Raw genomic sequence first — 23458 nt, forward strand, 5'->3', positions numbered from 1 at the left:
CGGCTTGCTGTTGTCGTGACATCAAGTTCACCTGAGGCGGGCTATCGAACGCCACGTAGCGCGGCACGAGTCGGAGATGGCGGACTACCGCTCCCCGCATGAGATATTCACGGAGCCGGACGGACCCGAACAAATCCTATCGGTAACCACTTGAACACCCGTCGTGATCAGCACGACAAATACTCGTCCTTTTGAGCGAAACTTGCCGAAAACGGTAACTGCGGCAGTTCCGTCTGTACCGATTCAGAACATGATCCGCACCGGGTGCTTGCTGTCTAGCATTTGCCCTGGGTTCGCCGAGTGGGCCGAAGGGGCGAGCTCGGCTCCTTTTGGGGGAATCGTGAATGAGTCGCCTGAAGCGCCGACTCCCGGCAGGATCGTCGGCGCCCCGGTAGTGGTGGCGGCGGTGGGCATCTGCCTGGCCGACTTGGCGCGACTGCTTCTGAGCGACCGGGACACATCGCATTCCGCCATATACGTCATCCCATTGACCTTGGTTCTCGCCCTGCAGGCACTTCAATTCAGTCCACTGAACGCGCCGACTTGTCGCATCATGCTGGCAACACAAGCAGTGCTCACATTCCTGCCGTTCGCCCTGGTCGGGCACATGTGGGCCGCGGTGCCGGGCCTGGTCGCCGGCAACACCCTCGCGCTCTTCCCCCGGATCGCGGGCTGGTCCGCCTTCGCCCTGGTGGTCGCGGCGACGAGCCTCCTGCAGACCCCGGCCCTGCTGCCCTGGTCACTGGGCTCCCCACCGCTGGAAGCCGCGATCGCGACGACCGCGACGGGCCTGCTCATCTCCGGCTACGTGATCCGCCGGCACGACCAGGGCACCGCACCGCCCGCGTCCCCCGAGGAACCGCAACGGCTGGCCCGCGACCTGCACGACCTGCTCGGCTACAGCCTCAGCGCCATCAAGCTGAAGAGCGAACTGGCCCACCGCCTGACGCCGTCGCAGCCGGACCGCGCACAGGAGCACCTCGCCGATATATTGGATATCGCCGGTAGAGCCCTTTCCGACGTGCGCTCCCTGGCCCGCAGCTACCGCCGCCTGTCGCTGTCCGACACCTCCGACTCGGCGAAGACCATGCTGGCCGCCGCGAACATCGACGTCCGCGTCGAACTCGACCACACCCCGATGCCGGAGGAGATCGAGACCGTCCTCGCCACGGTCCTGCGCGAAGCGATCACCAACGTCCTGCGCCACAGCGACGCCGAGAACTGCGCGATCACCGTCCGCCAGGCCGACGGCGCGGTGGAGCTCGACGTCGTCAACGACGGCGCCACCGACCGCCCGATCTCGTCCGACTGCAACGGCGTCCGCAACCAGGCCGAACGCGTCCACGCGGCGGGCGGCACCTTCATCGCCCGCCACGTCGGCACCGACCGCTTCCACGTCCACGCGTCGATCCCGACGGCGACCGCCGCCTGACCACCGGCGGAAACCGATATATCAGTTCCCGCACCCGGCGGACCGGCCACGACGCGGAATCAGAACCAGCCGGCCTTCCGCGCGATGCGCACGGCGTCGACCCGGTTGCGGGCGTCCAGCTTGGCCGTCGCCGCCGTCAGGTAGTTGCGGATGGTCCCGACCGACAGGAACAACGTCGTCGCGATCTCCATGGCGTCCGCGCCGTCCGAAGCCAGCCGGAGCACCTCCAGCTCGCGCGGCGTGAGCGGGCACTCGTCGGTGTCCCACGCGGAAAGCGCGAGCTGCGAATCGATGACCCTGCGCCCGACCGACACCCCGCGGATCGCGTCGGCGAGTTCGTTCACCGGAGCGTCCTTGAGGATGAATCCGTTCACGCGGGCGTTGAGCGCCCGGCGCAGAGTTCCCGGACGGCCCAGACTCGTGAGGATCAGCGTGCGAGTACCGGGTGCGGTGTCGTGGATGACGGTCGCCGCCGAAAGGCCGTCCATACCCGGGAGGTCGATGTCGAGCACCGCGACGTCCGGCTGGCTCTTTGCCACCGCCGGCACGATTTCGTCGCCCGTCGCCACGGAGGCGACCACCTCAATATCTGGTTCGAGGTTCAACAAAGCGACCAATGCGCCCCGGACCATTTGCACGTCCTCGGCGAGTAAGACCCTGATCATCATCAGCCCCCTAGCGCGGTCCCCCCTGCCGACTTTCCGAGTTTTACACTCGGTCACCGCGCCGGACAAGCATTTGAGCTGAGCGTACTTTTTACTACTCCGAATGCGCTACTCCCAATTTGCAACACCTATAGGCTGATGACGTCCAGTCACTGCGCGCTGACAGATAGACACGACTCCGGCCTCGCACGAGCGGAACTCCACCGAACCGGCATAGCCGCAATAACCTCCGCGCATCACAACCGTGAACAAGACAACCGGCCCGGCCGATGGACATCGGCCGGGCCGGGACTCCCGAAAACGTCCGGCGGTCGCTCAGCGGGTCTCGCCCCACCGCTCCAGCAGTTCCAGCCCGCCGTCCACGGTGATCACCTGCCCCTGGATCCAGGCGGCCTCGTCCGCGCACAGCAGCGCCACGGCGTTCGCCACGTCCTCCGGCAGCGTCACCCGGCCGGACGGGCTCTTGATCGCGAGCCGGTCCACCAGCTCCGGGTCGATGTTCATCGGGCCGTTGTCGACCACGGTCGTGACGACCGCGTTGACCGCCACCCGGTACCAGGCCATCTCGAGCGCCAGCGTGCGGATCACGCCGTGCACCGGTGTCACCGTGTAGCCGGCGATCACGACGCGGCCGCCGTCGACGAACGCCTTCGCGAGCGGTTCCACGAGGTTCAGCAACGGTGTGAGGTCCGGCGAGACCGCGTGGTGCACGAACAGGTCGAGCCGTCCGCGGTCCTGCTTCACCTGCTCGAGCAGCACCCGCACCGCGTGCTCGTCCTGGACGTCCAGCGGCACCACGGACGCCGAGCCCGGCTTGCCGCTGAGGACGAGCAGGGCGCGTTCGGCGTCGACGTCGCCGGGGGGCGCGGTGATGATGACGTGTGCGCCGTTGTCGCAGAGCTTGCTCGCGATGGCAAGGCCCAGACCGTGCGTCCCCGACGTGACCAGAGCGATCTTGCCGTCGAGTCCCAGGCGCGTGTTGACAGGTTCGATCATGCTGACCACCTCGTTGTCCGCGTGGTGATCGACGTTCCGCCCGGCCGCTAGGGCCCAACTCGACTACTTCTTGCGCAAACCCTCCAAAACGCGCAGGATCGCGCGTTCGACCTCGCGCCCGGTGCGCTTCGGATCGGACGAGCTGGCGATGGTGCTCGCGCCCGCGGACAGCGCCCCGAACAGCAGCCGCGCCATGATCTCGACCGGCGCCTCCTCGATCTCACCGGCGTCGACGAGCAGCTGCACGGCCGTGCGGAGCAGCCCGAAGCTGAACTGCTCCTCCGCCTCGCGCCAGCGCTCCCAGCCCATGACGACCGGGGCCTCGTGGACGATGATCCGCTGGTACTCGGGCTCCAGGCACTTGCGGACGTACGCGCGCAGGCCCGCGACCGCGGTGTCCCAGGCGTCGCCCTCCCCGGTGACCACGGCCGTCAGCGACTCGATCGAGCGCGTCTCGACCTGGGTGAAGGCCGCCTCGAACAACGCCTGCTTGCCGCTGAAGTGGTGGTAGAGCGCACCCTTCGTCACGCGGGCGCGCTTGACCACCTCGTCGAGCGAGGTGCCGGCGTACCCGCGCTTGGTGAAGAGGTCGACGGCGCTGTCGACGAGCGCCTGCCTGGTCGACTCCGAGTACTCGGAGCGTCGTGTTCGCACGGACGAAACGTATCTCACATACCGACGGTACGTACCGGTGGTATGGTCATGTCATACCGACAGTATGCGAGAGACCGGGGGTACGAGACATGGGCTGGGCAGACCACTACCGCCGTCGTGACGCGCTCGACGCCGTCCTGAACGACGCCCGCCGCGACCCGTCCGCGCCGCTGATCGTGGATCCGGACGTCTTCGGCTCGCTGCGGGAACTGCTGCTGGCGCTCGACCACCGCTGGCAGAACAAGCTGACCGCGCGCATGGAGAACGCCGGGCTGAACGGTGCCGTCGACGAGGACCGCGTCCGGGCCGAACTCGCCGCGGACGAACCGGTGTTGCGAGCGGTGCTCGACGCCCACCTTCCGCTCGACAGTTACCGGGCGGTAGGAATGACTCCATGAGTCGTTGGACCGAAGCCGACATCCCCGACCAGTCCGGCCGCACCGTCCTCGTGACGGGCGCGAACTCCGGCCTGGGCCTGCGCACCGCCCAGGTGCTCGCGGCCAAGGGGGCCCACGTGCTGATGGGCTGTCGCTCGGTCCAGCGCGGGGAGACCGCGCGCCAGTCGGTCCGGGGCTCGGCCGAAGTGCTCGAGTTGGACCTCGCCGACCTCGTCTCCGTGCGCGCCGCCGCGGACAAGGTCGAGAAGCTCGACGTCCTCGTCAACAACGCGGGCATCATGGCCGTCCCGAACGGCCGGACCGTCGACGGCTTCGAGCGCCAGTTCGGCACCAACCACCTCGGCCACGCCGCGCTGACGTGGCTCCTGCTGCCCGTGTTGAAGCAAAGTCCGGGCGCACGCGTCGTGACCGTCTCGTCTCTCGCGCACCACGCAGGCCACATGGACTTCGCGGACCCGAACTTCGACCGCCGCCCGTACACGCTGCGCGGCTCCTACGGCCAGTCGAAGCTCGCGAACATCCTGTTCGCACGCGAGCTGGAACGCCGTTCATCGGCCGTGACGTCGATCGCGGCCCATCCCGGCCTGACGGTCACCGAGCTGACCAACAACATGGCCGACGCGCACAGGTCCGCGGTCCTCAAGATCGGCGGCAGGATCAGTCACCTGTTCTCCCAGTCCGTCGAGATGGGCGCGTTGCCGCAGCTCTACGCGGCGACGGCTCCCGAGGCGCGCGGTGGGCAGTACTACGGCCCCGGCGGCTTCAACGAGTTCCGCGGCCACCCCGCCACGGCCAGGATGAGCGCCGCAGCCCGTGACGACCTGGCCGCGAACCGCCTCTGGGAGCTCACGAGCAAGCTGACGGGGATCACACCGGAGCTCGAGTAGTGCGTGACCCCGGACACGCGGGTGTGCAGCGTAGGGTGAGGACGTGACTGTGGTACCTGAGGGTCGGAAGCTGCTGCGGCTCGAGGTCCGCAACAGCCAGACGCCGATCGAGAAGAAGCCGTCTTGGATCAAGACGCGCGCCAAGATGGGCCCCGAATACCGGGAGCTCAAGGGTCTGGTCAAACGCGAAGGCCTCCACACGGTCTGCGAAGAGGCCGGCTGTCCCAACATCTACGAGTGCTGGGAAGACCGCGAGGCCACGTTCCTGATCGGCGGCGAGCAGTGCACCCGGCGCTGCGACTTCTGCCAGATCGACACGGGCAAGCCCGCCGACCTCGACCGCGACGAACCGCGCCGAGTCGCCGAGTCGGTCCAGGCGATGGGCCTGCGCTACTCCACGGTCACGGGTGTCGCCCGCGACGACCTGGCCGACGGCGGTGCCTGGCTGTACGCCGAGACCGTCCGCCAGATCCACGAGATGAACCCCGGCACGGGCGTCGAGCTGCTGATCCCGGACTTCAACGCGGTCCCGGAGCAGCTGGCCGAGGTCTTCGAGTCCCGCCCCGAGGTGCTCGCGCACAACCTGGAGACCGTCCCGCGGATCTTCAAGCGCATCCGCCCGGCGTTCCGCTACGAGCGCTCCCTCGACGTGATCACGCAGGCCCGCGAGTTCGGCCTGGTCACCAAGTCGAACCTGATCCTCGGCATGGGCGAGACCCCCGAGGAGGTCACGGAGGCGCTCGCCGACCTCTACGACGCGGGCTGCGACATCATCACGATCACCCAGTACCTGCGCCCGTCGCCGCGGCACCACCCGGTCGAGCGCTGGGTGAAGCCCGAGGAGTTCGTCCAGCACAAGGAGACGGCCGAGGAGATCGGCTTCCTCGGTGTGATGGCGGGCCCGCTGGTGCGTTCCTCGTACCGCGCCGGCCGCCTCTACGCGCAGGCGAAGCAGAAGCGCGGCGAGGACCTCCCGGAGAACCTCCAGCACCTGCTGACGGTGTCGGCGTCGCAGGAGATCACGAGCCTGCTCGCCCCCCGGTAAGCACCTCGACAGCACAGAAGCCCAGGTCTTCGGACCTGGGCTTCTGCTTTGTCAGTGCACTCGGGCTTCGGCCTTGGAAGGCGTCATCCGGAACTCCACGGTGGCCTGGAGGTCGGGCGTGCCGAGCGCCTCGCGCAGGCGTGGCAGGCCCTCGTCGTCTATGCGGCGGCGGATCCCCCGCAGATCGGCGTCGCCATGGGCGCGGACGACGAGGGCCAGGTTCGGAGCGGTGTGCGAGCCGGTCAGCGCGGCTTCGACCTTGCGCACACCGGGGTAGGCGCCGACCTCTTCGGTGAACGGCGCGGTGGCCGTCGCGGTGCTGAGGCGGGTGGTGCCCGCCTCCTCGGCCCAGCGCCAGGTCGCGACCTTGCGGCGCGGGATCTGGGCGGTGAGCCAGCGCAGGCACAGCAGCGCGATCACGACCGCCGCGGCCGCGACCACCCACAGGACCCACGCCGGCGGCAGCGCGGTGCCGGGCACCAGCGAGGCGTCGCGGTCCACCTGGGGCACGAGCCCGTAGTGGACGACGACCGCGAAGGCGCCGGCGAGCAGCAGGACCAGCCCGAGCAGGCCCAGGAGAAAGCGGTTCACGATGTGCTCCTGAGGGCTTTGACCCTCACGACGACCTGCGGCGGCCGAGCGAGGGCGAACTCTCCGACGCGGTGTTCGAGCGCCGTGCGGACGGTCTCGCTGAGCCCGTCGACCACGGAGCGCCGGGTGCGCACGACCGCGCGGACCCGGCGGCGGCGCACCTTCACCGCCGCGGACTCGACGCCGTCGACCTGGGCGGCGGACCGCAGTGCGTTGCGCAGGCCGCGCACCGACACCGCGGTGTGCTGGTCCAGTGCCGCGGTCCGCGCCCGGCCGGGCACCACCGCGACGAGGAACAGCACCAGTCCGACGGCCGCGACGACCCCGCCCGCCACGGCCACCTCGAGCGCCGACCACGTCGTGCCGGACAGCCGGCCCGCGACCGACTCGTACGACAGCAGCGGTGTCTCCCCGAGCGCGAGCTGGATCGCACACACCGCCACCAGGACGGACGCGGCCAGCAGGACGAGTGCGGCGAGCACGGCGGGCAGCGCCCGGCGAGAGCGGCGGGTCACAGGACCCTCCTCACCGGGGCGGCGTCCGCCCGCAGCACGCCGACCGCCACGTCCACGACGGACACCCGCAGGCCGGTGAGCTCGGCGACCCTGGCGACCAGGTGCGCGCGCACCCGCGCGGCGGTCGCCGCGACCGGCGCCGGGTAGCGCAGGTCGAGGCGCGCGTCGAGCGTCGCCACTCCCCCGGTCACCCGTGCGGTGACGGCGCAGTCGAGCACGTCCGGCACCTCCACGGCGGCGCGTCCGGCGATGCGGCCCACCGCGCGGTCCGCGACGGTGGTCAAGCCGGGCTGCTCCGCGTCCGGCCGACGTGGTGGCGTCAGGCCCTGGGCCGGCACGGGTGCGGCCGAGCCCGGCTGGGCGGCAACGAGCGGTGTCGTCATGGTCAGTCCCGATCCCTGCCCAGCAGCTGCGCGAGGTCGAGCTTGCCCTCGGCGACCCGGCCCGCGATCAGGCCGAGCGCGCCGAAGACGAGCACGAGCAGGAACGCGCTGAAGCCCCCGAACGCGGCGGCCAGGCCGAGCGCGAGCCCGGTCAGCAGGCCCAGTGCGGTGGTGCTCATGGCGTTGCCCCTCACTGCACGCGTGCGGTTTCGGGCTGTTCGTCGCCCTCGGAGTCGCTCGGGATGTGCACGTCGTTGACGTTGATGTTGACCTCGACGACCTCGAGGCCGGTGATCTGCTCGATCGCGGTGATCACGTTGGTGCGCACCGACTTCGCGAGATCGGCGATCGGCACGCCGTACTCGACGACGAGCTCCAGGTCGACGGCGGCCTGCTTCTCGCCGACCTCGACCGAGACGCCCTGGCCCGCGCTCGCGGTGGCGCCGGGGATGCGGTCGCGCAGCGCGCTCAGCGCACGGGTGGCGCCGCCGCCGAGGGCGTGGACGCCGCGGATCTCCCGCGCCGCGAGACCGGCGACCTTCTGCACGACGACGTCCGCGATGGTGGTGGATCCCTTGTCGGTCACCAGCTTCCCGTTCGCGGTGTTGACCTTCTCCACAGCCTGCGTGCTCATCGCAATCCCTTCCTTCGAAGCGTTCACACCAGATAGACACCGGTGGGCGCGGAAACGTCACGCCCCGTTCAGGTGATCGAGGGCACGTTTGTCCACATCGGTCACCACGATGCGCACGACGGCCTTTTCCCACTGCGTGCCAACGAGAACGGCGCGCAGCGACTCGCCCGCCTCCGCGAGCGACAACGGCAGCCTGGTGGCGACCACGCGAACGCACACCAGGTCGTCCTCGACGTCGATGGCCAAAGCGTCGACGTCCCAAGGGATCCACGAGCGCGCCGGCGCGGACGCGGGCGTCGACGGACGCAGTCCCTCGATCTTCTCCAGTGCCTTCAACAACTCCGCCACGATCACCATTCGACGTCCACCACCGTGACCACGACCGACTCCACCTCGACGCCGGTCAGTTCGGGCACGACCGCGCGCACGGACCGCTGCACGGCGGCGGCCACGGCCGCGGCCTGGTCCAGTCCGGAGATCGCCACGTCCACCTCCAGCAGCGCGACGGACCCCGTCCACCGCACCCGCACGCCTTCGACGGGCGCGGGCTGCAGACCCTTGATCTGCTGCCGCGCCACCCGCACCACGGAACTCACCAGACCGGCCAGACCGGGCTGCACGCGCACGCCCGCCACTCTCTCGGCCGCGTGCACCGCGACCGCCGCCACCGCCGGGGCGGACACGACTGTTTCGATCACTCGCTCATCCCTCGAGAACGTCGGACACGACGAGGTCCAGGCGGGCCAGCCGCACACCGATCCGCGCGGACGCGGCGGCCAGCACCCGGCGCCGCACCTCGTCGTACGCCTCGTGCGTGACGAGGAGCGCGGTGATCGCGATGCTGAGCTCGACCTCGATCACCGGATCCGAGCCCGTCGACTCCGGCGCCTCGACCACACGGCACCCACGCGCGCGCACGCCGTGGACACCGTCCGCCGCGTACCGCAGCACCGCCGCGATCGCCTTCGTGCTGATGCGGGCCAGGCCGTCGCCGGGCAACGGCACGACGTCCGAGCGCCGCACGTCGGCGCGCACCGCGGACATCACCCTGCTGACCAGGTCGAACGGCGGCTCGATCTCCTCCTGGACCATCTCCGCGGTCGCTTCGCGCAGCACCAGGAGGCTCTCCCGGACCGCCGCGCAGTGCGGGCACGAGCGCGTGTGTTCGTCGGAGAGGTCGATCGCCTCCCAGACCTCTTCCACGTCCCGCCCGCACGGCAGGACGTAGTCGGACGTCACCGCCACGGCGCCATCACCTCCGCGAGTTGTGCCCGTGCCCGCGCGAGCCTGCCGCGCACCGACTGCTGGGTCGTACCGATCGCCTCGGCGATCTCGTCGTACGACCGGCCGTGCACCTCGCGCAGCACCCAGCACGCCCGCTGTTCCGGCGTGAGGCCGCGCAGTGCGGCTTGCAGCGCGTCGAGCTGCGCGTTCACCTCCACCGCGCGGTCGGGCCGGGTCCGCGGCGACGGCGACTCGTGCTCGTCGAGCTCGGTGTCGGCGTGCGGCTTGCGCTTGCGCAGCACGTTCAGGCACTGGTTGGTCGTGGTGCGGTAGAGCCAGCCGAGGAACGCCCCGTCGTCGTTCAACTGCCCGAGACGCCGCCACGCGGTCAGGAACACGTCCTGCACCGCGTCCTCGGCATCACCGGTGCTGCCCACGATGCGCAACGCCAGCCGGTACATGGGCCCCTGATAACGCCGCACGAGCTGCTCATACGCCCTCATGTCGCCGTCGCGAGACCTTGCCACCAGCGTGGCATCGTCGAGTGCGGCTGCTTCGGCCACGCTCATGCGCACACCCCCGCCCACTTCTGCTCGGTCGCCTGATGGACACGTTCGAACGCGGAACGTCACGCGGTTCCCAGATTTCCCGCTCGTGATCACACTCACCCGGTTTTCACCCGACAGTGGCGTGACGAAGGTGGGGCGGCGGGTATCGAACAGGCGTCAGACGAACTTCGGCTTCAGGAACTCGACTCAGGAGGACGACATGTCGCTGTCGGACAAGATCGGCAACAAGGCGGAGGACCTCGGCGGCAAGGTCAAGGAGACCGCGGGCGAGGCGACCGGCGACCAGCAGCTCGCGAACGAGGGCCGCGCCGACCAGGCGAAGGCGGCCGTCAAGGACGGCGTGGAGAAGGTGAAGGACGCCGTCGGCGGGGTCGTCGACAGCGTCGCCAAGCACCTGAAGAAGTGACGTTAGAAGTTCTAACGCGCGTGAGGCCGGAGGCGGGAGCCTCCGGCCTCAGGTCTTTGGAGCGTCTAACTGGCGTGACGCGAGAGGCGCGTTAGAACCTCTCACTCACGTGAAGCGGACCTCGCTCACGACGACCCCGTCGAGCTCCCGCACGAAGTCGGCACCGAACGCGCTCGACGGCGTGTGCGCCCCGGGTGCCACGCCTCCCACCTTCCCCACGGCACGGAGCACCGAGTCCGCGGTGAGGCTGTAGGGGTTCGGGGTGGTGATCGCGCACTCGACCCGCTTCTGCGCGTCCCACGCCTCGCCGTAGACCTCGGCCCTGGTGTTCGCGCGCTTGCGCTCGTCCGGGCCCTTGACCTTGCCGGCGACGGTCATCGCCAGGTTCTGCACGAACGACGTCCGCAACACGGGCGCGAAGACCTGCTGAAGCTGTCCGAGCAGGCCGGGCACGGTGGTGAACGTCGTGATGTTCGGGATGCCGGTCGAGCGGTAGGCGGTGCTGACGTCACCCCACGGGATGCTGCCGACCTCGCGCTGCCCCGACCGGAAGTGCGCGGTGCGCCTGCGGTGCCCGATGCGCACGCTCCTCAGCTCGCCGTTCACGCGGATCCGCCCGCCGACCGCCGCGGCCTCGACGGACGTCTTGGTCGTGCCCGCGCTCGCCCCTCCTCCGACGACGAACGCGAGGTCGAGGTGCGTCGCGGTCGGCAGGGCGTTCTTCAGGATGGCGGCGACGCAGTCCGTGGGGACGACGTCGAAGCCGGCACCGGGCAACAGCACGATGCCCGCCTCGCGCGCATCGGCGTCCCTCGACGCGACGAACTCGAAGACGTCGATCTCGCCCGTGATGTCGAGGTAGTGCGTGCGCGCCCCCAGGCAGGCGTCGACCATGGCGGCGGAGGTCTGCGAGAACGGGCCCGCGCAGTGCACGACGGCGTCGACGTCCTCCAGGTGCTCCCGTGCCCGGCTCAGATCGAACGCGCGGTGCTCCAGTCCCAGAGCGGCGGCGAGCGGCTCGACCTTCTCGCGCGAGCGCCCGGCGAGGACCGGCCGTTCCCCGCGCTCGACCGCGAGCTCGGCGATGAGACGCCCGGTGTAGCCGTTGGCGCCGTAGACCATCCACGTCATGCCGTGCACCCTACCGGCGAGTAGCCCTCCGGGAACCGATCAGCGAGCCGAGAAGCAGGATGGCGCCCACCCCGATCACCGGCAGGCCCCAGAGCAGCCGGCGCTGCCTGAGGTCGGCGCAGATGTCCACATAGGCCGGACTGACCGCCGAGGCCGCCGGCTCGTCGGCGCCGAGCCCGAGGCTGTTGCCGCACGGGATCAACGACCCGCTCGGGGCCTCGACGGCCAGCGACACGAAGAGGATCGCACCCCCACCGAACAAGAACGCGAGACCGACCACGACGGCGAACGTCCGCACTGACATGAGCAAAAGTTACGTCTCAAATGGACTTCGGGATAGCCCTGGTCAGCCGCATTGGGGTTCATCCCCTAATCCCCCACCGAACGGGCCCGCGCCCCAGGAGCCGAAATGGGGGAAGCGAACGAGTAGCGCTGCTCCAGTCGGCCGTTGCGCGGATGCGGCACAGGGGCGCCGACCTTGATCCACCCGAGGCGTTCGTAGAGCCGCACGCCCCGTGTGTTGTCGACGAAGACCAGCAGCTCCGCCCTCGCGTACCCGAGCTCGGCGAGGACCCCGGGCAGGGCGCGCAGCATCGCCTCCCCGACACCCCTGCCCCACGCGTCGGGGTGCACGCCCACGTAGTTGATGAAGGCGGCGTCCGTCCCTTGTGGACCTCCGGCGACGAAGCCCACCGCCTCGCCGCCCTCCCTCGCGATCAGCAGCAACGGGCGCTCGTTCGCGAGAGCGCTCTCCACCCCCGGCCGCGCCTCTGCGAGCGTCGGCGCCTCGTAGCCGTCCCGCCTGCTGACCGCGTGAGCCCAGATCAACGCGGCCGTGTCGACGTCTTCAGGTCCCCCTCGGATGATCTCCACGGAGGTCAGCCTGTCACCGGCGGAGGACGACCGGAAGCGATTTGAGGCTGGCCATGATGTCGTTGTGCGTCACCTCGGGCTGCTCGTCGCCCGCAAGGGTCGTGCCCGGGAACCGGCTCGTGAGGTGCCGCAGCACGGTCTCGGTCTCCAGCCGCGCGAGCGCCGAGCCCAGGCAGAAGTGCGGGCCGTGCCCGAACGTCGCGTGGCCCGCGGTCCCGCGGTCGAGCCGGTACTCGGCGGCGTCCTCGTGCGCCCGCGGGCAGCGTCCGGCGGAGCCGAGGTTGATCAGCAGCAGCGTGCCCGCGGGAACCGTCGTGCCGGCGATCTCGACCGGCTCGGTGGTGATCCGGTGCGTCGCGCTGCGGACCGGCGGGTTGTGCCGCAGCGTCTCCTCCACGAGCCGGGGCACCAACCCGGGATCGTCGGCGGCCGCGCGCCACAGGTCGTTGTCCAGCGCGTCGTGCACCACGTTCGCGATGAGGCTCGCGGACGTCTCGTGGCCCGCGACGACGAGGAGGAACGCCATCGCCATCAGCTCGTCGTGGCTCAGGCGATCGCCGTCGTCGTCGACAGCGGTGGTCACCACGCCGAACAACGACCGCGGGTCCAGCGCGTTGCCCGTGAGCAGGCCGTGGAAGTAGGCACCCAGCTCGTCGCTCGCGGGCTGCGACACCTCGGGATCCATCGACATCATCGTCTCGATCAACACGCGGACGTGCGCGCGATCCCCCGCGGGCAGCCCCAGCACCTCGCCGATGATGTGCATGGGCATCGGCACGGCGAGCCGCGCGACGAGGTCGACCTCCTCGCCCTCGGGCAGCGCGTCGATCAGCGCGGCGCTCATCTCCTCGACGCGCGGCGCGAGCTGCTGCACCGCCCTGCCGTTGAACGCCTTCACCGCGAGCGCCCGAAGCCGCGCGTGCTGCGGGTTGTCGCTGTTGAGCATGCTCGGCCCGAAGAGCCCGGCGAGGTTCTCCTGTGTGCTGCCCGACTCCGCCAGTTGCCGCTTGATCTCGCGCTGCAGTGCCGCGCTGTCCTTGGAGAGCCGCTGGTCCGTGAGCAGCTGACGGGTCAGCTCCAGTCCCACCGTCACAACCTGCATCCTGACGCCGTTGGGCAACACCACGGCGTGCAACGGGCCTTCTTCTCGTGCCTCGTCCTCGATCAGATGGTGCTCACGAGCGCGCAAATCGCCGCCGGCCAACAGGTTCGACATGCCGGTCTTCGCCTCCGTCGTTTGGAATCGACCAAGACCGTTCTACCGCGCTAACGCAGCGAGTCCAACGCGCCGATCGTCTCGACCGAGGGCAACCGGGGCGGCTCCGAGGCGATGGCCTTGCGCCCCAGCACCCACTCCGGCAGGTGGTGCCGCAACGCCGCACGCCCCTGCGCCGTGATGTCGACGGGCGCCGCCATCCCGTGGTCCGCCGGCTGCTCCCAGGTGATCCAGTCCCTGTGCCGCAGCACTTCGAGGTCGTCCGCGTCCCACTCCTTGGCCGGCCGGTGCTCGAGGTACCAGCGCGTGGCGCCGCGGTGCACGCCGCCCTGCTCGACCAGGGCGAGCAGCTTGACCTGCTCCTGCGTGACGGTGGCGGGGACGGGTTTCGCGGTCTTGCCCTTGCGCTTCACGGGTCTTCGTCGTCCTTAGGAGGTGGCAAACCTCGAACAAGGTACGGCACCGTCTCAATTCGTTCCAGTGATCACGAACACGAGAACGACTCGTTCATGTAGCAGTGGACCGCGTTCGCCGCACTGGTCGTGCGGAACGGCTTCCCGTCGTGCCGGACCGTCTGCACCCCGCTCCGGCCACCGGCCGACCAGTCGAGCTCGATCACCCACGTGCAGTCGCAGGAGGCCGTCCGCGCGACGACGGTGAACACCTCGGGCTGAGTCGAGGAAATGCTGTACGGGAACCGGATCGGATCGACCCGCAACCCCTGCGCCGACAACTCGGCGGCGGTGTCCGGGTCCAGCGCACCGGGAAACCCGACGGGTTGCTCGCGATCGAGGTCGACCTCCACGTAGTGCGAGTACACCGGCTCACCGCACTGGGTGCTCAGAACCGTCCCCGCCAGCGGCGGCTTCCGCTCCAGCACCTTCACCCGCAGCCCGGTGACCACGACGTTGCTGGTCGCCTCGTGCCCCTGCGCGGTGACGGTGAACACCGCCTCACTCGCCTGCGCCCCGTCCCTGCTGTGCTCCCACGTGGCCCACTGCTCGCGCCCCACGGACGGATCCGACACGGCCTCCAGCTCCGCCGGCGACTTCGGCGTCACCCAGGAGAAGTCGCACCCGTCCATGACGGGCTTGACGGCGACGGCCAGCGGTTCGGCAGGCTCGGCCGGAGAGCGCTGGAGGAACACCACCGCCACCGCCGTCGCCGCCGCGAGAAGGCAGACGACGATCACCACGGCCCACCGCGGCCCGAGGTCGAACAGGAAGGTGTTGCCGCGGAAGACACCGATGGTGCCGACCTGCGTGGCGGTGCCCACGTCGCCTTCGACGGTGTTGGTGGTCTCGAACGCCGGTCTCTGCTCGGGTCTGTCCTGCACCGGACCTCCTGCGCGGCAGCGGGTTCTACGCCCTTGCTGCTTCGACCGGCGACGTGAGGGCGTTACGCGATTCCACGCGACCGCTCAGGTGTAGAACAACGGATCATGACGTCTCCACGCACCGTGTCGATCCGGCAGGCCGACGAACACGACGCCGCAGTGCTGGCGGCCCTGCGGCGAGCGTGGTCAGAAGAACAGGCGGGACATCCGCTCGACGACGAGGACTTCGAGGAACACTTCGCCCAGTGGTACGCCGTAGAAGCGTCACGCAGGGCGACGTTCGTGGCCGAGCTCTCCGGCGAAGCCGTCGGCATGATGAACTTCGCCCTGTTCGAGAGGATGCCCCGACCGGGACGGCCGGCCGGACGGTGGGCGTACATCGGCAACGCGTTCGTACTCGCCGCTCACCGCAACCGCGGCGTCGGAACCATGCTGCTCGACGCTGCTGTCGCACACGCCCGCGAACGGGGCTGCGTCCGGATCGTCCTCTCGCCGAGCGAACGCTCGGTGTCCTTCTACGAGCGAGCCGGCTTCGGCCCGGCCACCATGCTCCTCGCCCGCGTCCTGGACGACTGACCGGGAGGTTGGTGGGCGCGACAGGGATCGAACCTGCGACCGCTCGGGTGTAAACCGAGTGCTCTTCCGCTGAGCTACACGCCCCGACCCGGCGCCACGAGACGCGCGGGGTACCACTACATCATGCCCTGAGCGAGGCCACGGCCTTCTTCCAGGCTTCCTGATCGCGGGCCTCACCGGGCCCGTTCACCTCGGCGAAGCGCACCACGCCGTCGACGTCCACCAGGAACGTGCCCCGCAGCGCCATGCCGGCGGACGAGTTGAACACCCCGTACGCCTGCGCGACGGCCCCGTGCGGCCAGAAGTCGGACAGCAGCGGGAACCGGTAGCCCTCCTGGTTCGCCCACGCCTTCAGCGCGAACGGAGAGTCGACGGACACGCCGAGGACCTGGACGTTCTCGTCCTCGTAGGTCGCGATCTCGTCGCGCAGCTGGCACAGCTCGCCGTGGCAGGTGCCGCTGAACGCGAACGGGTAGAACACCAGCAGCACGGCACGAGAGCCGCGGAACGACGACAACGTCACGGGCTGCTTGTTGTAGTCGTTGAGCGTGAAGTCCGGGGCTTCCGAACCGACCTCGACCGCCATGAGACGAACCCCTCCAGCCAGACACAGGACCCACGGGCGCGTGAACGCCCGTGGTCCAACCCTATGTCAGGTCAGCGCTTGGCCTTGGCGGACTTCGGCCACACCAGGCGGATGCCCGCCCAGTCGTCGGCGACGCTGATGTTGGAGGTCTGCGACAGGCCGGCGGTGGGCACGGCCTCGGCGACGTCCGAAGGCTCCACGTGGCCGGGGCGGCCGGTCTTCGGGGTGAGAACCCAGATCACGCCGTCCTCTGCGAGCACCCCGGTGGCCTCGAGCAGGGCGTCGACCAGGTCGCCGTCGTCCTCCCGCCACCAGAGCAGGACGACGCTCACCGTCTCGTCGGCTTCCTCGTCGAGGAGGTCGCCCCCGATTCGCTCCTCGACAGCGGCACGGAGGTTGTCGTCGACGTCCTCGTCCCAGCCGAGTTCCTGGACGACCATGCCTGATTCGATCCCGAGCTTGTCGGCGACGCCGAGCTTGCCGGCGTCTTCCGCGGCGACCACGGTTTTCACTCCTCCAACTACGCAAGAGCGACAGCCCTAAGACTGCCGCTGAAGTCCGTTACTCGGGCTAGCGAACACTGTCAGCTACCTCCGGCGCAACTGTTGACCACGTGACACGCCGTAACGCACACCCCCGTGATGACCCCTAGACTGGCATGACGCATGCTCTACATACCTCTTATCGCGCGCGCGTGAGCGACACGATCCAGAACTACCGACCGGTAGCGATGACGAAGTCGCCACGCAAGGACAACGATAGGAGCGCGTGGCACGGTCTTCCGGGCCAGCGCGTGTACCGCCAACGAAGCCGAGGAGACACCTTGAGCCCGCAGAACACCGGCCCCGAGCGGGTGCGTGTCATTCGCGACGGTCTGGCAGCCCACCTGCCGGACATCGACCCGGAGGAGACCTCGGAATGGCTGGAGTCGTTCGACGAGGTGCTCAAGGGCGGCGGGCAGCAGCGGGCGCGCTACCTGATGTTGCGGCTGCTCGAACGCGCTGGTGAGAACCACGTCGGCGTGCCGTCGCTGACGAGCACCGACTACGTCAACACCATCCCCACCGAGCGGGAGCCGTGGTTCCCCGGTGACGAGGAGGTGGAGCGTCGTTACCGTGCGTGGATCCGCTGGAACGCCGCGATGACGGTGCACCGCGCGCAGCGACCCGGTGTGGGTGTCGGTGGCCACATCTCGACGTACGCGTCCAGCGCGTCGCTCTACGAGGTCGGCTTCAACCACTTCTTCCGCGGCAAGAACCACCCCGGCGGTGGCGACCAGATCTTCATCCAGGGTCACGCCTCGCCCGGTGTCTACGCCCGCGCGTTCCTCGAGGGCCGGCTGTCCGAGCACCAGCTCGACGGCTTCCGCCAGGAGTACTCGCACGCCGGTCTGGGCGGCGGCCTGCCGTCGTACCCGCACCCGCGCCTCATGCCGGACTTCTGGGAGTTCCCCACGGTCTCCATGGGCATCGGCCCGATGAACGCGATCTACCAGGCGCGGTTCAACCGCTACCTGCGCGACCGCGGCATCAAGGACACGTCCGACCAGCACGTGTGGGCGTTCCTCGGCGACGGCGAGATGGACGAGCCGGAGTCGCGCGGCCTGCTGCAGCTCGCCGCGAACGAGCAGCTCGACAACCTGACGTTCGTGGTCAACTGCAACCTGCAGCGCCTCGACGGCCCGGTCCGCGGCAACGGCAAGATCATCCAGGAGCTGGAGTCGTTCTTCCGCGGCGCCGGCTGGAACGTCATCAAGGTCGTCTGGGGCCGCGAGTGGGACGCGCTGCTGCACGCGGACCGCGACGGCGCGCTCGTCAACCTGATGAACAGCACGCCGGACGGCGACTACCAGACGTACAAGGCGAACGACGGCGCGTACGTCAAGGAGCACTTCTTCGGCCGTGACCCGCGCACGAAGGCTCTCGTCGACGCGATGAGCGACGACGAGGTGTGGAACCTCAAGCGCGGCGGCCACGACTACCGCAAGGTCTACGCGGCCTACAAGGCGGCGACCGAGACCGTCGGCCAGCCGACCGTGATCCTCGCCAAGACCATCAAGGGCTACTCGCTCGGCCCGCACTTCGCGGCCCGCAACGCGACGCACCAGATGAAGAAGATGACCCTGGAGGACCTGAAGGGCTTCCGGGACAGCCTGCGCATCCCGATCTCGGACGAGCAGCTCGAGGCCGACCCGTACCTGCCGCCGTACTACCACCCCGGGCAGGACTCGCCGGAGATCCAGTACATGCAGGAACGCCGTCGCCAGCTGGGCGGGTTCGTACCGGAGCGCCGCACCAAGTCCAAGGCGCTCGTGCTGCCGGGCGACAAGGTCTACGAAGGCGTGCGCCGCGGTTCGGGCAAGCAGGAGGTCGCCACGACGATGGCGTTCGTCCGGCTCGTCCGCGACCTCGCGAAGGACCCGGAGATCGGTCCGCGCATCGTGCCGATCATCCCGGACGAGGCACGAACGTTCGGCATGGACTCCATGTTCCCGACGCAGAAGATCTACAACCCGAACGGCCAGGCGTACACCTCGGTGGACGCCAACCTGATGCTCGCCTACAAGGAGTCCGAGCAGGGCCAGATCCTGCACGAGGGCATCAACGAGGCGGGTTCCACGGCGTCGTTCACGGCGGTCGGCACGTCCTACGCCACGCAGGGCGAGCCGATGATCCCGATCTACATCTTCTACTCGATGTTCGGCTTCCAGCGCACGGGTGACGGCCTGTGGGCGGCGGCGGACCAGATGGCGCGCGGCTTCGTGCTGGGTGCCACCGCGGGCCGCACCACGCTGACCGGTGAGGGCCTGCAGCACGCCGACGGCCACTCGATCCTGCTGGCGCACACGAACCCGGCCGTGATCGCGTACGACCCGGCGTGGTCGTTCGAGGTGGCGCACATCGTCAAGGACGGTCTGCGCAGGATGTACGGCGAGAACGCCGAGAACATCTTCTACTACATGACGGTCTACAACGAGCCGTACGTGCAGCCGGCCGAGCCCGAGGGCCTGGACGTGGAAGGCCTCCTGCGGGGCCTCTACCGCTACCAGGAGGGCCCGCGGACCGGTGGCCCGCGTGCTCAGCTGCTCGGCAGCGGTGTGGGCCTCCCGTGGGCGCTCAAGGCCCAGCAGATGCTGGCCGACGAGTGGGGCGTCTCCGCGGACGTGTGGTCCGCCACGTCGTACTCGGAGCTGCGCCGCGACGCCGTCGAGACCGACCGCCACAACCTGCTGCACCCGGACGCCGAGCCGCGCGTGCCGTACGTGACGCAGGTCCTCAAGGACGTCGAGGGCCCGGTCGTCGCCGTGTCCGACTGGGCGTCGGCGATCCCGGACCTGATCCGCCCGTACGTCCCGACCGACATGACGACCCTGGGCACGGACGGCTTCGGCTTCTCCGACACCCGCCCGGCCGCGCGCCGCCACTTCCTGGTGGACGCGGAGTCCGTCGTCGTCGCCACGCTGGCCTCCCTGGCCCGCCGCGGCGAGGTCGAGCAGTCGAAGGTCGTCGAAGCAGCCCGCAAGTACCGCATCGACGACGTGCAGGCCGCCGGCCCGTCCACCTCGGACGCGGGCCTCGCGTAGTCAGCAGCTCGGGGGAAGGGCCGTCCCGGATCGGGGCGGCCCTTTTTCACGCCCTGAGGGCGTACTCGGTGAACTGACCGGCCACGGTGAACCCGAGACGCCGGTAGACCCTCTCGCCGTCCTCAGAGGCCTGCAGGACGGCAATGCGGTACCCCTCGGCACGTGCGGTGCACAACGCGGCCGCCGTGATCGCACCGCCATAGCCACGCCGACGGGCATCCGTGAGGGTCGCGATGTTGTAGATCCCGGCGACCCCGGCGTGGAGGAACACCTCCGCCGTGCACACCGCACGGCCGTCCACGTACCCGACGAGGTAACGCGCCGAACTGGTCAGTGCGTGCGTGGCGGCATCGGCGTAGAAGCGGCGAACGGTAGCTGCGGGCGGGTCCCAGTTCGCGGCGAGGACCTCGGCGTAGTCGGCGAGCTGCTCCGGCGTTCGCACCGCTTGGACGTCGAGACCGGACACCTCGGGCAGCGGCCCGCCGAGGTCGAGCCACATGCCGGTCTCCGTCTCCGACGGGCTGAGCCCGGCGGCGAGCAGCCGCTCCCCCAGGCCGTCGGAGTCAGGACCGGCCCACCACGAGAACGGGCGGCCGGTGGCACGGATGGTGCGCACCGCCCCGGCCACGTCGGCGGTGGGGCGGGCCGCCGCGACGACGTTGAACGTGTCGTCGGGCAGCCCGCTGTCCGCGATGAGCAGGTCATCCGTCTCGGTGACGGTCGCGCCGGGCAGGTGGCGGTGCAGGTGGCACGCGTGCTCGGCGAGGTTGCGTTCCATCCGGGCGGTCAGGTCGATCACGCCGCCATCCGACCACGCCGTTCTAGCACTGCGCGACGGGCTGACCCGCGACGAGCGGTCCATCCGCACGCGCGTCGAGCAGCAACGGCACCAACGGCCGCGCGTCCTGCTTCAACGGCACGATCCGGTCACCACCGCGCAGGTACTGGGAAGCCACCCCGTGCAACGCCAGTTCGTCCTGCACGCCCACGTACTGGGCTCCGGTCAGCACGTACCCGCACGGCGCGGGCACGACATCGGCGGGATCCGGCGCCTGGTTGTCCGCGCCGCCGAAGTAGACCGGCCCGGTCCGCACGGCACGGGAGGCGGCGTTGGCGGCCTCGATGGCCGAGCGGTTCGCGCGCACGAACGACTGGGTGCCGTCCAACGCCAGCAGGTGCGAGTCGACGCGGAAGCGGGGCGCGTTGTCGACGTTGGTCTCCACCAGCAGCCCCATGCCGTGCTTCAGGCCACCGGTGTTGCGCAGGATGCGTTCCTGACCGTCGCCCGCGATCTGCCCGGCCGGCTCGCCGGTCTCCGGGTCGATCAAGATGCCGTAGACGCCGGACGTGCGGCCCGCCGCCTCCACCGACGGCCTCACGAACGAGCGCGACAGCGTCTCGGACAGGTCGTGCACCCCGGGAGCCACGTTGAGGTTGCGCGGCCACAGCCACAGCACGTCCTTCACGTAGAACGGCTCGGAGGGACCGAACTCGTGCAGGTCGTGGATGACGTCGGGCTGCCAGTCGCGGATCACGGCGGCCATCGCGCGGGCCTCGGCGGTGCGCAGCAGCAGGTGGTCGCGGTTGATGTCGATGCCCGCGGAGTTGCCGCGGGTGTCGGCGGCGCGGCCGTCCGGGTTGGCGTTCGGGACGAAGAGGTACGTCACGTCGGACGAGCGCGGCAGGGAGCGCATGCGGATCAGGCACGCCTCGCGGCCCGCGGGTTCGTCGCCGTGCTGGGAGCAGATGAAGAGAACCACCGTGCGCGCGTTGCGGGAGCCCGCGCGCACGAGCTGGATGGGACGGCCTTGGGCGGTCGTCCCGATCTGGGAGACAGGCAGGCCGGTGGCCCGCAGGTAGGCCTGTTCCCCGGACTCGGTGGTCCACTGGCCGGTGAGCTCGAACCCGGTGCGCGGCTCGGGAGCAGCGTGCGCGGGAACGGCTACCAGCGACGAGACAGCGGTCAGCAGAGCGATCAACAGTCCCCTCATAGAGGAGACTTTGCCGCCTGTGTCAACCGGCGGGCGGTGCGGTTCCAGTCGATGAAGCCGTGGACCACCAGGCCCGCGAAGATCACGTAGACGAACGCGCTGAAGTACAGGCCCGACTGGATCTGCAGCGGCACGCCGACGGCGTCGACCACCAGCCACACCAGCCAGAACTCCACCAGGCCGAGGCCCTGCAGCGCGAAGGCGAGGACCGTGCCGACGAAGATCGCGGCGTCCGGCCACGGCGCCCACGAGGCGTCCAGCGCGTCGAGGACCAGCGCGAACGCGACTGTGCCGACGACGAAGACGCCGGCGACCGCGAGCCGTTCGCGCCAGGAGCCCTTGCGCACCACCACGCCGAAGACCGGGTCACGGCGCCGCACCCACGCGTACCAGCCGTAGACGGCGATCGCGCCGACGGCCACCTGCCGCGTCGCGAGTCCGCCCAGGTGCGCCGACATGTAGACGGTGAACAGCAGGGCGACCGACACCAGCTGAACGGGCCAGGTCAAGAGTGAACGGCGCTGCGCGAGGAACACCACCGCGAGCGCGAGCACCTGCCCGACCAGCTCCGTGTACGCGATCTTCTGCCCGAAGATCGTCAATCCCAGCTCGTACCACACGGTTGTTCCCCCGCGGTTCAGTCGCAGTACACCGGTGTTTCCTACGGTCCCACCATGTCATCTTCCTTAGCACTCGCGCTCGTGCCTTTGTTCCTCACCACTCCCGCGACGCCCGTCATCACACCCACGGTGATCACGCAGACGTTCGAGGAGCCCGCCGACGCGGACGACCCGGCCATCTGGGTGAACCCGCGCGACACCGAACGCAGTGTGGTCCTGGGCACGCTCAAGGAAGGCGGCCTGGCGGCGTTCGACCTGAACGGCCGCACGATCGGCGTGTACCCGGCACCCGCGCCACCGACCCCGGACGCCAAGCCCGGCCGCTTCAACAACGTCGACGTCCTCGGTGACCTGGCGTTCGTGAGCGACCGCGGCCGCGACCGCATCCGGGTGTTCCAAGTGGACGAACGCGGTGCTCGCGACGTCACGGACCCGGCGACCAGGCCGGTGTTCTCCCAGACCGAGGCAGAGGTCGACGACCAGCACACCGTCTACGGCCTCGCCGCCGGCAAGGTGGGCGGCAGGGACGTCGTCGTCACCAGCCGCCGCAACAAGACCAGCATCGCGCTCCTCCAGGTGCAGAAGGGCAGGACCTACGACACCAGGAAGGTGTCCACTCTGGACCTCCCGAGCACCTTCACCCTGCCGAACGGCGAGCAGTGGACCGTCTGCGGTGAGCCCGGCGAGGGCCCGCAGGTCGAGGGCATGGTGATCGACGAGAGGACGAACACCCTGTACGCCGCACAGGAGGACGTCGGCATCTGGCGCATCCCGTTGCGCGCGAACGGTTTCGGCCAGCCGCAGCTCGTCGACAAGGTCCGCTCCTGGGGTGCCCCGCAGAAGTACGACCCCGAGACCGAGGAGTGCGTGCCCGACGGTCCCGACCCCGGTTTCGGCGGCCAGTGGCTCGAAGCCGACGCCGAGGGCCTCACGATCGCGGACGACGTGCTGCTCGCCTCCAGCCAGGGCGACTCCCGGTTCGTGGCCTACCGCAAGGCCGACATGAAGCCGCTCAGGGATTTCAGGGTCAAGGACGTCGAGCACTCCGACGGCGCCGACATCGTGCTCGGCAAGCTCAACCTCCTGGTCGTGCACGACGGCGAACGCCCCAACGGCACCGGGTTCGCGTTCATCAGGTTCTAGTCTG

The 23458-nt window shown here is 69.6% G+C and carries 31 protein-coding genes and 1 tRNA gene; 8 read left to right on the forward strand and 24 right to left on the reverse strand.

The genetic code is table 11. From position 1 onward, the window contains the following. Positions 1-571 precede the first annotated feature (571 nt). A complete protein-coding gene (locus ND450_RS22995) occupies positions 572-1432 on the forward strand; it encodes a sensor histidine kinase (RefSeq protein WP_253320807.1) in 861 nt (286 codons plus the stop codon). A gap of 59 nt (positions 1433-1491) precedes the next feature. Here the strand turns inward: ND450_RS22995 and ND450_RS23000 are convergent, their stop codons facing one another. The 3 genes from ND450_RS23000 to ND450_RS23010 form a co-directional block, all read right to left on the reverse strand. Next, on the reverse strand, positions 1492-2097 hold the full coding sequence (locus ND450_RS23000) for a DNA-binding response regulator (protein WP_086665901.1): 606 nt from the start codon (positions 2095-2097) through the stop codon (positions 1492-1494). Between the two features lie 315 nt (positions 2098-2412). Next, a complete protein-coding gene (locus ND450_RS23005) occupies positions 2413-3093 on the reverse strand; it encodes an SDR family NAD(P)-dependent oxidoreductase (RefSeq protein WP_253320808.1) in 681 nt (226 codons plus the stop codon). Between the two features lie 63 nt (positions 3094-3156). Then, positions 3157-3747, reverse strand: a complete 591-nt coding sequence (locus ND450_RS23010; protein WP_089922434.1) for a TetR/AcrR family transcriptional regulator — start codon at positions 3745-3747, stop codon at positions 3157-3159. 89 nt (positions 3748-3836) lie between these two features. Here ND450_RS23010 and ND450_RS23015 point away from each other — a divergent pair, with 89 nt between their 5' ends. The 3 genes from ND450_RS23015 to lipA are packed head-to-tail and all read left to right on the forward strand — an operon-like array spanning position 3837 to position 6077. After that, complete coding sequence (locus tag ND450_RS23015) at positions 3837-4145, forward strand: hypothetical protein (protein ID WP_253320809.1); 309 nt, start codon at positions 3837-3839, stop codon at positions 4143-4145. Then, entirely contained in the window at positions 4142-5032 is an 891-nt protein-coding gene (locus ND450_RS23020; protein ID WP_253320810.1) for an oxidoreductase, read from the forward strand. The genes ND450_RS23015 and ND450_RS23020 overlap by 4 nt, the downstream gene beginning before the upstream one ends. Before the next feature lie 43 nt (positions 5033-5075). After that, positions 5076-6077, forward strand: coding sequence for a lipoyl synthase (lipA, locus tag ND450_RS23025; RefSeq protein WP_089922431.1), 1002 nt, complete (start codon positions 5076-5078; stop codon positions 6075-6077). A gap of 51 nt (positions 6078-6128) precedes the next feature. Here lipA and ND450_RS23030 read toward each other — a convergent pair whose 3' ends face one another. From ND450_RS23030 to ND450_RS23070, 9 genes are read right to left on the reverse strand one after another with little or no spacing between them, the layout of a single operon-like run. Beyond that, positions 6129-6668, reverse strand: a complete 540-nt coding sequence (locus ND450_RS23030; protein WP_253320811.1) for an alkaline shock response membrane anchor protein AmaP — start codon at positions 6666-6668, stop codon at positions 6129-6131. Continuing rightward, a complete protein-coding gene (locus ND450_RS23035; RefSeq protein ID WP_253320812.1) occupies positions 6665-7183 on the reverse strand; it encodes a DUF6286 domain-containing protein in 519 nt (172 codons plus the stop codon). Before ND450_RS23035 ends, ND450_RS23030 begins: the two co-directional genes overlap by 4 nt. Continuing rightward, positions 7180-7566 (reverse strand): Asp23/Gls24 family envelope stress response protein, encoded by a 387-nt coding sequence (locus ND450_RS23040; protein ID WP_253320813.1) that lies wholly within the window; start codon positions 7564-7566, stop codon positions 7180-7182. Before ND450_RS23040 ends, ND450_RS23035 begins: the two co-directional genes overlap by 4 nt. Before the next feature lie 2 nt (positions 7567-7568). Continuing rightward, positions 7569-7745, reverse strand: a complete 177-nt coding sequence (locus ND450_RS23045) for a hypothetical protein (RefSeq protein WP_089922533.1) — start codon at positions 7743-7745, stop codon at positions 7569-7571. 11 nt (positions 7746-7756) lie between these two features. After that, positions 7757-8200 carry an Asp23/Gls24 family envelope stress response protein gene (locus ND450_RS23050; protein ID WP_089922429.1) on the reverse strand — a complete coding sequence of 148 codons (444 nt, stop codon included), beginning with the start codon at positions 8198-8200 and terminating at the stop codon, positions 7757-7759. A gap of 57 nt (positions 8201-8257) precedes the next feature. Beyond that, positions 8258-8557 carry a hypothetical protein gene (locus ND450_RS23055; protein ID WP_253320814.1) on the reverse strand — a complete coding sequence of 100 codons (300 nt, stop codon included), beginning with the start codon at positions 8555-8557 and terminating at the stop codon, positions 8258-8260. Further along, positions 8551-8898, reverse strand: coding sequence for an Asp23/Gls24 family envelope stress response protein (locus tag ND450_RS23060; RefSeq protein ID WP_253320815.1), 348 nt, complete (start codon positions 8896-8898; stop codon positions 8551-8553). The genes ND450_RS23055 and ND450_RS23060 overlap by 7 nt, the downstream gene beginning before the upstream one ends. A gap of 4 nt (positions 8899-8902) precedes the next feature. After that, positions 8903-9445, reverse strand: a complete 543-nt coding sequence (locus tag ND450_RS23065; RefSeq protein ID WP_253320816.1) for an Asp23/Gls24 family envelope stress response protein — start codon at positions 9443-9445, stop codon at positions 8903-8905. Beyond that, the gene (locus ND450_RS23070) at positions 9436-9993 is read right to left on the reverse strand and encodes an RNA polymerase sigma factor (protein ID WP_089922532.1); all 558 of its coding nucleotides are present in this window, start codon (positions 9991-9993) and stop codon (positions 9436-9438) included. Before ND450_RS23070 ends, ND450_RS23065 begins: the two co-directional genes overlap by 10 nt. Positions 9994-10192: 199 nt before the next feature. On the opposite strand from ND450_RS23070, the gene ND450_RS23075 reads away from it, so the two are divergent. Next, a complete protein-coding gene (locus ND450_RS23075) occupies positions 10193-10399 on the forward strand; it encodes a CsbD family protein (RefSeq protein ID WP_089922531.1) in 207 nt (68 codons plus the stop codon). Positions 10400-10504: 105 nt separating this feature from the next. Here ND450_RS23075 and ND450_RS23080 read toward each other — a convergent pair whose 3' ends face one another. From ND450_RS23080 to ND450_RS23105, 6 genes are all read right to left on the reverse strand, one after another. Then, a complete protein-coding gene (locus ND450_RS23080; RefSeq protein WP_253320817.1) occupies positions 10505-11530 on the reverse strand; it encodes a trans-acting enoyl reductase family protein in 1026 nt (341 codons plus the stop codon). A 10-nt stretch (positions 11531-11540) separates the two neighbouring features. Next, the gene (locus tag ND450_RS23085) at positions 11541-11834 is read right to left on the reverse strand and encodes a hypothetical protein (RefSeq protein WP_089922425.1); all 294 of its coding nucleotides are present in this window, start codon (positions 11832-11834) and stop codon (positions 11541-11543) included. Between the two features lie 65 nt (positions 11835-11899). Further along, positions 11900-12403, reverse strand: coding sequence for a GNAT family N-acetyltransferase (locus tag ND450_RS23090; protein ID WP_253320818.1), 504 nt, complete (start codon positions 12401-12403; stop codon positions 11900-11902). Between the two features lie 13 nt (positions 12404-12416). Further along, positions 12417-13619 carry a cytochrome P450 gene (locus tag ND450_RS23095; protein WP_253320819.1) on the reverse strand — a complete coding sequence of 401 codons (1203 nt, stop codon included), beginning with the start codon at positions 13617-13619 and terminating at the stop codon, positions 12417-12419. A gap of 50 nt (positions 13620-13669) precedes the next feature. Then, positions 13670-14032: a hypothetical protein gene (locus tag ND450_RS23100; RefSeq protein WP_253320820.1), complete on the reverse strand. Its 363-nt coding sequence runs from the start codon at positions 14030-14032 to the stop codon at positions 13670-13672. Positions 14033-14103: 71 nt separating this feature from the next. Next, complete coding sequence (locus tag ND450_RS23105; protein WP_253320821.1) at positions 14104-14955, reverse strand: hypothetical protein; 852 nt, start codon at positions 14953-14955, stop codon at positions 14104-14106. Between the two features lie 105 nt (positions 14956-15060). On the opposite strand from ND450_RS23105, the gene ND450_RS23110 reads away from it, so the two are divergent. Beyond that, on the forward strand, positions 15061-15531 hold the full coding sequence (locus tag ND450_RS23110) for a GNAT family N-acetyltransferase (RefSeq protein ID WP_253320822.1): 471 nt from the start codon (positions 15061-15063) through the stop codon (positions 15529-15531). Between the two features lie 9 nt (positions 15532-15540). On the opposite strand, the gene ND450_RS23115 is transcribed toward ND450_RS23110, so the two are convergent. The 3 genes from ND450_RS23115 to ND450_RS23125 all read right to left on the reverse strand — a co-directional run bounded on the left by ND450_RS23115 (position 15541) and on the right by ND450_RS23125 (position 16620). Next, positions 15541-15615, reverse strand: a tRNA-Val gene (locus ND450_RS23115). A gap of 37 nt (positions 15616-15652) precedes the next feature. Continuing rightward, positions 15653-16117 carry a peroxiredoxin gene (locus tag ND450_RS23120; protein WP_089922419.1) on the reverse strand — a complete coding sequence of 155 codons (465 nt, stop codon included), beginning with the start codon at positions 16115-16117 and terminating at the stop codon, positions 15653-15655. Between the two features lie 71 nt (positions 16118-16188). Continuing rightward, the gene (locus ND450_RS23125) at positions 16189-16620 is read right to left on the reverse strand and encodes a DUF3052 domain-containing protein (RefSeq protein ID WP_253320823.1); all 432 of its coding nucleotides are present in this window, start codon (positions 16618-16620) and stop codon (positions 16189-16191) included. Positions 16621-16940: 320 nt separating this feature from the next. Between ND450_RS23125 and aceE the strand changes: the two genes are divergently transcribed. Further along, a complete protein-coding gene (gene aceE, locus ND450_RS23130) occupies positions 16941-19700 on the forward strand; it encodes a pyruvate dehydrogenase (acetyl-transferring), homodimeric type (RefSeq protein ID WP_253320824.1) in 2760 nt (919 codons plus the stop codon). A 46-nt stretch (positions 19701-19746) separates the two neighbouring features. Here the strand turns inward: aceE and ND450_RS23135 are convergent, their stop codons facing one another. From ND450_RS23135 to pnuC, 3 genes are read right to left on the reverse strand one after another with little or no spacing between them, the layout of a single operon-like run. Continuing rightward, positions 19747-20499, reverse strand: a complete 753-nt coding sequence (locus ND450_RS23135; protein WP_253320825.1) for a GNAT family N-acetyltransferase — start codon at positions 20497-20499, stop codon at positions 19747-19749. A gap of 22 nt (positions 20500-20521) precedes the next feature. Next, positions 20522-21691, reverse strand: a complete 1170-nt coding sequence (locus ND450_RS23140; RefSeq protein ID WP_253320826.1) for a M14 family zinc carboxypeptidase — start codon at positions 21689-21691, stop codon at positions 20522-20524. Then, a complete protein-coding gene (gene pnuC, locus ND450_RS23145) occupies positions 21688-22311 on the reverse strand; it encodes a nicotinamide riboside transporter PnuC (RefSeq protein WP_253320827.1) in 624 nt (207 codons plus the stop codon). The genes ND450_RS23140 and pnuC overlap by 4 nt, the downstream gene beginning before the upstream one ends. A gap of 54 nt (positions 22312-22365) precedes the next feature. Between pnuC and ND450_RS23150 the strand changes: the two genes are divergently transcribed. Continuing rightward, positions 22366-23454, forward strand: coding sequence for a phytase (locus ND450_RS23150; RefSeq protein ID WP_253320828.1), 1089 nt, complete (start codon positions 22366-22368; stop codon positions 23452-23454). Positions 23455-23458: the final 4 nt, after the last annotated feature.

Source organism: Lentzea sp. HUAS12, assembly GCF_024125735.1.
Classification (GTDB): Bacteria; Actinomycetota; Actinomycetes; order Mycobacteriales; family Pseudonocardiaceae; genus Lentzea; species Lentzea albida.